The 1814-nt window shown below is 36.9% G+C and carries 3 protein-coding genes; all 3 read left to right on the forward strand.

All coding sequences use genetic code 11. The annotated features are described in order from the left end of the window. The first annotated feature begins 168 nt into the window (after nt 1-168). The 3 genes from GQ598_RS10800 (at nt 169) to GQ598_RS10810 (ending at nt 1683) form a co-directional block, all read left to right on the forward strand. Nucleotides 169-369 carry an AlpA family transcriptional regulator gene (locus tag GQ598_RS10800; RefSeq protein ID WP_034914929.1) on the forward strand — a complete coding sequence of 67 codons (201 nt, stop codon included), beginning with the start codon at nt 169-171 and terminating at the stop codon, nt 367-369. Further along, complete coding sequence (locus GQ598_RS10805; RefSeq protein WP_160404120.1) at nt 369-782, forward strand: hypothetical protein; 414 nt, start codon at nt 369-371, stop codon at nt 780-782. The genes GQ598_RS10800 and GQ598_RS10805 overlap by 1 nt, the downstream gene beginning before the upstream one ends. 100 nt (nt 783-882) lie before the next feature. Then, a complete protein-coding gene (locus GQ598_RS10810) occupies nt 883-1683 on the forward strand; it encodes an antA/AntB antirepressor family protein (RefSeq protein ID WP_160404121.1) in 801 nt (266 codons plus the stop codon). Nucleotides 1684-1814 lie beyond the last annotated feature (131 nt).

Here is a 1814-nt window from a genome sequence, read left to right on the forward strand (position 1 = left end):
CGAGTTATGGTTGTTTTTTGCAGAATTATTATAACTCACATCATGCCGTCTAAAAAATAATCACGAAAGATCAACACGCCCTAATTTATTAATTAATTATTTATCTGTTTTTATATACAGCGTTTGGTACAGTTACCTTGTTTTATAAACTTTTAGATGAGGTAACGAATGACCAATCAAATCCTATCCAAAAAAGAAGTAAAAGCTTTACTACATTTCAAATCTGACACTAGTCTTTATACGCTAGAACAGAAAGATGAAACCTTTCCCCAAAAAATCAGAATAGGCTTGCGCCGTGTTGGCTATCGAGCTGATGAGATTTACTCTTGGCTTGAATCTCGCAGAGTAGAACGTCGTGAGGTAGCATAATGGTGATAAAACAAAACCCTCTATACCGTGAAATAATCGAGGGTCTAGATTGGAATCGTGACGCTTCCAATCATAGCCAATCTGATTATAAAAAGCTACCTAAAAAGCCGAGAGCTTACCTATTAATTGCGTGTACTGGTGACAATGGTATTACAGAAAATGAGATATTGCGCATCTGTAGGCTTTCTAGCGGTAGAAATTACTGTTCAGAACTAGAAAGAAAGTTAGGCATCACATTAAAGCGCATGGATGAGCCTAATACCGACGGAATAGGCTCACACTATCGCTATTACCTAGCCAATAAGGAAGATGCTCAAAAGGTGGTTAATCTGATTCTTAGTTATGAAAATAGCTTATTAACTGAATCGGATATCAGCCAAATTTTAGCACTTTACCCAAGCAAAGCAGCTTAATTAATTGATTTTATAGCAAAGCTCATTTTTGAGCCGACGGAATCCCTTTGCCTAAATTTAGCTAAAAGAGGGATTTTTCGACAAGTTAGGAGTAATACTTATGACAGATTTTAATAATTTAGTACCAGTAACCAAAACGCAATTAAACGGCAAATTACAGCAAACAGTTAGTGCAAAACAATTACATCGTTTTCTTGGTGTTGGTCGAGACTTTTCTAATTGGATAAAAGGAAGAATTGAGCAATACGGCTTTACTTTAAATGATGATTTTTTCATCTTTGATTCCCCCATTTTGGTGAATCAAAGTGCAAATAATGAGCAGTACTTCCCCAATGGGGGGATATCCCTCCCTAATGAATTAACGCCAAATTTGGCGAAAAATACCCGACGCGGTAGACCAGAAAAAGATTACATTCTCACAATCGGAACCGCTAAAGAATTGGCGATGATTGAAAACAACGAGAAAGGACGAGCAATAAGAAAGTACTTTATACGTTGTGAAGAACACCTTAAAGAAATCGCACCAGCAATCCAGAAGAAAGCACTTAATCGATTAAAAGCACGTTTAGAAGTTGCAGATTATAGCCGTCCTATGTGTGACGCATTAACTATACAACGATTATCCCTAGGCAAGGAGACCAAGCCACATCATTATACTAATGAATTTGATATGATTAATCGTATTGTACTTGGTATGACAGCAAAGGCTTACCGAAAAGCTCATAATCTCACGGGTGATATTCGCGACCATATCACCGAAGAACAACTTAATCACTTAGCTTACCTTGAGAAATCCAATATCACGTTAATAGATATGGGTTGGAATTATGAAAAACGAAAAGCAGAACTCATCAAGTTATCACAAAGCTACATGATTCGGTTATTGGGTAAGGTGGCTTAATTATGATGACTACACACCCATTTAACGCCTTAGCAATAGGACAGTATTGAACTGCACCCCAAAAGTTGTACAAAAAAACTAAGCTGCTGGAAAATAATACTCCCGATATTGAACAGGACTCTTTTTGTCCA

The sequence above is a fragment of the Gilliamella sp. Pas-s95 genome (assembly GCF_009795795.1).
Classification (GTDB): Bacteria; Pseudomonadota; Gammaproteobacteria; order Enterobacterales; family Orbaceae; genus Gilliamella; species Gilliamella bombicola.